This window comes from Okeania sp. SIO3B5 (assembly GCF_010692555.1).
Classification (GTDB): Bacteria; Cyanobacteriota; Cyanobacteriia; order Cyanobacteriales; family Microcoleaceae; genus Okeania.
Map to the genome: position 1 here is coordinate 24629 of NZ_JAAHHG010000074.1, position 6000 is coordinate 30628.

The 6000-nt window shown below is 37.6% G+C and carries 4 protein-coding genes; 1 reads left to right on the plus strand and 3 read right to left on the minus strand.

Features of this window, described 5'->3' with window-relative positions; all coding sequences use genetic code 11:
• Positions 1-64: 64 nt before the first annotated feature.
• The 3 genes from F6K54_RS12940 to F6K54_RS12950 all read right to left on the minus strand — a co-directional run bounded on the left by F6K54_RS12940 (position 65) and on the right by F6K54_RS12950 (position 3334).
• A complete protein-coding gene (locus tag F6K54_RS12940; protein ID WP_293078082.1) occupies positions 65-1186 on the minus strand; it encodes an AbrB family transcriptional regulator in 1122 nt (373 codons plus the stop codon).
• 902 nt (positions 1187-2088) lie between these two features.
• Entirely contained in the window at positions 2089-2901 is an 813-nt protein-coding gene (locus tag F6K54_RS12945) for an SDR family oxidoreductase (protein WP_293078084.1), read from the minus strand.
• 298 nt (positions 2902-3199) lie between these two features.
• Positions 3200-3334: a hypothetical protein gene (locus tag F6K54_RS12950; RefSeq protein ID WP_293078086.1), complete on the minus strand. Its 135-nt coding sequence runs from the start codon at positions 3332-3334 to the stop codon at positions 3200-3202.
• 734 nt (positions 3335-4068) lie between these two features.
• On the opposite strand from F6K54_RS12950, the gene F6K54_RS12955 reads away from it, so the two are divergent.
• The gene (locus F6K54_RS12955) at positions 4069-5577 is read left to right on the plus strand and encodes a sodium:alanine symporter family protein (RefSeq protein ID WP_293078088.1); all 1509 of its coding nucleotides are present in this window, start codon (positions 4069-4071) and stop codon (positions 5575-5577) included.
• Positions 5578-6000 lie beyond the last annotated feature (423 nt).

The window sequence follows — 6000 nt, forward strand, 5'->3', positions numbered from 1 at the left end:
TAACTTTTGACTGTCTTGAGTGTGTCTTACATTCTGAGGTTTCCTCAGAATTACACACTCGCTTTTAACTTTTGACTTTTAACTTCCGCGTAGCGGCACTAGAGCTTTTCATTCTCTTAAATATCAGAGTTGTCAACCCAGGCCCAAGTAAGATAATAATTAACATTCGGGTAAGTTGAATTGCCAACACTAAACCAGCATCACCACCCAACTCATTAACAGTTGCGATCATTGCTTCCAACCCCCCTGGGGTGAAACTTAACACAGAAGTAATTAAGTCTACCTCTGTTAAATTAGAAAATTCATAACCTACTCCAAAGGAAGCAATAATTAATCCTATTACCAGTCCAATATCAATTAAAATAGCTTTCCACAATTTGCGAGCATTTTCCCAGTCAAACTGAACGCCTATGAAAATTCCTACTAACAGGAGGCCGACTGCAAATAACCATTGAGGAACTTGTAATTGATATGGCGCTCCCCATAAGGTGGTTAACCCAACGATAAAACTACCTAAAAAAGCAGAGGAAGGCAAACGTAATAATTTTCCGCCCCAAATTCCTAAACCACAACATCCAGCTATTACTAATAAATTCCCAAACATGGGTATGTTTGTTTTACCTGATACTAATAAAGTTGTAGTTTGAGCCTGATCAATAGCTGGAAACATCAAAATGGTGGCAGTTGGTATGATAAATACCACTAATAACAATCGCAAATACTGGAGGATAGCAACAGCAATAGAGTCTGCCTCTAGTTCTTCACTCATCGCAACCATAACAGAAGCACTGCCAGGAATAGATGCCAGAAAAGCAGTAGAGCGGTTAACTCCACTCAAAATTGACAACAGATAGCCTTTGAATATACTTAAGGCAGCAGTGATGAAAATACACCACACTACAGGAATAGTGTAAGTGCTAATTAAACTAATTGTTTCTGGGGAAAAACGAAATGCTGTAGCAATACCAATTATTGCTTTGCCCAACATAATTATGATTTTGGGTAACGGTTGGGGAGTACCTTGAGCGATCGCATAGATAATCCCGGCAATCATTGGCCCTAGCAACCAACCGACGGGAAAGTTGAGCCAGTCTAAGATAAACCCTACTAAAATAGCTAAGGTTATGGGGAAAATGGCAGTTTTGATAGTTGATAATTTGGAGATAATTTCTTGATTGTTTAACACGTTCAACAATATATAAAATTTGGCAGACAACTTATACAATTTATATATTATATAAAATCCGGTTAAACAGTCGTCCCTATCGACGATAGGAAGCAATCTCCGCGCGCCCTTGAGATTGCTTCCTTCCACGGAATAACCGTCGCAATGACTTGGATATAGTAATTATCCGGATTTTATATTACTGCTTATTGATGATAATGATAGGATAATATCATGGACAAGGTACTATAATATTTAGGATAGTTGTATACTATATAAATTCTGTAAAAATCTAAAAACTCTTAATCATTTTCAGGAATATAAAAGATAATGGAAAATTATAATGAGTATCATCTAGATGATCCAAAGCAATTTCCTTTTCTCAAAATTTTTCAAGATAATTGGCTAGAAATTAAAGATGAATTCACAAGTTTTACTCAAAATAGCTCTGAACAAGAATTAAAATTTACTTATGATGTTATGGGCCCTAAAAGTAAAACAATTAAAACTAAAGGTAATGGAAAATATAGTGCTTTTGGCATTCTATTTCAAGGTAGATTTATTAGACATCTCCAAAAATTAAAAATAAAATCAATTATTATCCAGAAATTATCAATTATTCCCCTCCCCTCCTGGGAGGGGCTAGGGGTGGGTTGGGAGGGGGAGGGGCGAGGGGTGGGTTCCCTGTTCCCTCTTTTCTGGAGATGTCTATTGAAGAATATATTAAATTTCATCAAATACAGTATCCTAATTATAAAGTATACGAAAAAAATTAGCGTAATTATTCCGCTAACTAAATCAGTCAATATCCCCCTTTCTCCAGTGAATTTAATCATTGAAGTATGGAATATGTTCTTGATTATCCACATCTCTCTGTTCCCCTCTCTGTGTTTCGCGAAAATAAAACAGCCCTGCCCTACTCCCTACTCCCTACTCCCTAAAGTTTGAATCACAATTAAATCCATATACCACTGAATTATTGGCGCCAATAAACTATGGAGTTTATCCAGCAAAGTCATTTCTAAACCAGGAGCGATCGCAAAAGTTTTCTTCTTCATTCCCCGTACAATTTCAACAGCCATATCTTCAGCACTCCAGACTCCAGAAGTTGCAGTAATACGTTTAGTTTCCAAAGGCTTAGTTTTATTCTCTACCTCCAACTGTGGCGTATCTGTATCTGGTGGATAAACTACAGAAACAGAAATTCCAGACAACTTCAACTCTCCACGCAGAGACTCTGCCAAACCTCTAATTGCAAATTTACTAGGGCAATAAGGAGTATAACCATAAATTCCAATCAAACCAGCACCAGAGGAAATCATCACAATATGCCCTTTTTTTTGTTGTTCCATCATTGGTAAAACCGCTCGCACACAATAGAGAGAACCAAAATAATTAATTGCCATCGTCTGCTCAAAAATTTCTATTGGTAACTCTCGAAAATAACCAGGATGGGAAATACCAGCAGCAGTAATCAACAAATCTGGTGTACCTATTTCTTTGACTGCTTGATCGATAGCAGTTTCTGTTGCTTCCCGGTGCGCAACATCTGCGGGAATAGTAATAATTTTTTGTTCTGGGTTAAGGATAGTAGCAGTTATTTCCGCTTTTGCTGCCTCCAGTTTTTTCGGGTTACGAGCAATAATTGATATATTGCTTCCTTCTGTAGCTAGTAGTTTAGCTATTTCTTTACCTATACCACTAGAACCACCCGTAATGATTGCGTGTTGCCACATAATTTTCAAGTAAACCTCGATCGAATGGCGTTGCTGATTTGAGGTATGATATTAATTTTAATTAGGGTTTGCTGAATAAATCTCAAATAATTGCCAGATAAAGGTTTTAGCCTTTTTATGTCTGAAATACCTTGGCTTTTAGCTCTTCACGCTCAAAAAGGAGCGCATTTCTGGCGCATAGTTGGGCAAAAAAAATTATTCCCCTACTCCCCTACTCCCCTACTCCCCTACTCCCCTCCCAGGAGGGGAATTCAGGAGAAAGAAAGGTGCTTTTCCTGAAATTAAGTAAAGACAACATCTAATTTTGCCATCTTTGAATGACTCTTAATTTACCTAAATTACTGATTTCATACCTCAAATCACCAATACCGATAAAATTAAATTTTACCACAGTTTCAAAGACAGCTAGAGGTAATGATAACTGATCAACCAAGAGAAGAAATAATATTTCCTTATATTCAACCAAGAGCGGTTAAAACCCGAGGTAATTATCGTAAGCATTCAGCCGTCAGCTATCAGCTATCAGCTATTGCTTTTAGTTAGTGATAAAAGCTTTCTTAATTGAGAAACGAAAAATCTTACTACAAAAGTCAGTTCCAAAGTCTATATTCATGTAAACCCCTTTCTTAAGCACAGGATCTTATTGCTGATAGCTGATGGCTAATAGCTGAATGCTTACTAATTATCAATTATCCATTATCAATTATCAATTAATGAACTGTTGCCTATTGCCTAAAAGCTACCAGGTTTTTTACACAACTCAAATGAAATTACTATATCAATCAATAAATTTGTTCTTTTTGTACTCAATTTAACTAAAAATTATATCGATTTGATTAGAATGACTGTAGTCATAGTAAATTCAATGTAAACAATTAACAAACAAATTAAGTGTAATTTTACAATTAGTAATTTGTTGATTTCATTCGTCATAAAATGTAATATTTTGAACGTGACTAAAATCCAATATTTATTGGTATTCTAACTTTATGAAATGAATTTGTAATCTAGCTGGAAAAATAGATGTGAGTGTTAATTTTTACTACTTCTTTATTTTGCCTTTAATGCCTATTTATATATATCAGACCTCTATGTACCTGAAATATTTGTAAATTCATGGTATAAGTGTCTAATTCAACAAAAATGATTAGTAAGTAAAGTTGAAAAATGAAAAGACAAACTTGGCTATATATACTCATATTTCTGTTAATACCAACTGTTGCCTTAGCCCAAGAACCTGAAACAGGACAGACTTTTATTGAAACCATCGATCAAACCTTTTCAAGTTTTGTAGGTATAATATTTAAAATTCTTTTCTTTAGTATTGGCGGCTTTCCCTTCATAGTTTTATGGTTAATTGTTGGTGCAATATTTTTCACCATCCGAATGCAATTTATTAATATTCGAGCTTTTAAACACGCTATTGATATCGTGCGCGGAAAATATGACAACCCCAATGATCGAGGAGAAGTTTCTCATTTTCAGGCTTTAGCAACAGCATTGTCCGGAACAGTAGGATTAGGTAATATCGCAGGTGTAGCTGTAGCTGTGAGTATCGGTGGCCCTGGTGCTGCATTTTGGATGACAATTGCTGGTTTTTTTGGCATGACCAGTAAATTTGTGGAATGTACCTTGGCTCAAAAATATCGCATTGTTCAATCAGACGGTACTATTTCTGGTGGCCCAATGCGTTATTTGTCGGCAGGTTTAGCAGAAAAGGGACAGGGAACTTTAGGCCGGGTGTTAGCTGTGGTATTTTCTATTTTGTGCATTTCTGCTGCTTTCGGTGGCGCTAATATGTTCCAGGCCAATCAGTCTTACGGTGCAGTTGCTAATGTATTGCCAGGTTTGCCTAATTGGGTTTATGGTTTGGTGCTGGTGGTTTTAGTTGGATTAGTAATTATTGGTGGAATTCAACGCATTGGTATGGTGGCAAGTACTCTTGTACCTTTGATGTGTTTGCTATATGTTTTGGCTTGTTTATTTATTCTTTTGGTTAATATTGCAGAAATTCCTGGGGCGATCGCTACTATTATCTCTGGTGCTTTTGTTCCCAAGGCAGTAGAGGGTGGTATTATTGGCGTAATTATTCAAGGGTTTCAGCGCTCCGCTTTTTCTAATGAAGCTGGAGTGGGTTCGGCAGCGATCGCTCACTCTGCGGCCAAAACTGATGAACCTATTCGCGAGGGTTTAGTAGCATTGTTGGAACCATTTATTGATACTATTGTGGTCTGTAATATGACTGCTTTGGTAATTGTGATTACTAAGGTATATAGTGCAGATGAATTTGCTGCTTTGCGCGAAGCTAAGAAAGGTGCAGAGTTAACTTCTGCTGCCTTTGGTACTGTTTTGGAATGGTTTCCAATTTTATTAGCGATCGCTGTTTTCTGTTTTGCGTTTTCCACAATGATTTCTTGGAGTTACTACGGCGAACGTTGTTGGGATTATTTGTCTGGTGGTAAGGGATTGATTATTTACAAAATCTTGTTTTTGGTTGCTGCTTTTGTTGGTTCGGTATCAAACCCTTCTTCAGTGATTGATTTTAGTGATGCGACTCTGATTTCGATGGCTTTTCCTAATATCTTGGGAGGCTATTTCTTATGTGGTCAACTAGCAAAGGATTTACAAAATTATATGGATCGTCTCAGTAAAGGAGAGATGAGAGCTGCTAAGTAGGGAGTAGAGGAAACAATTAATAATGAATAATGAATAATGAATAATTAATAATTATAGGGCTTACGCATAACTACCATATCTAGTAGGGGGGAATGGCATTTGCTAACGCAAAACGCCCTCTACTGATAGCGTATTGTCTAAGAATTTGCGTAATATCATGTCCGGATAATAGCGATCTGGAAAAAACTTATCATGAGTGCTTAAACAGTAAATCTTTCTATTTTCCCCTCCTGGGAGGGGTTAGGGGTGGGTTCCCTACTCCCCTACTCCCCTACTCCCCTACTCCCCTACTCCCCTACTCCCCTACTCCCCTACTCCCCCACTCCCCTACTCCCCTACTCCCCCCCCCCCCCCCCCCCCCCCTCCCCCCCCCCCCCCCCCTCTCCCACATCCACCTTCCACCACAACAACACTACAACCCAA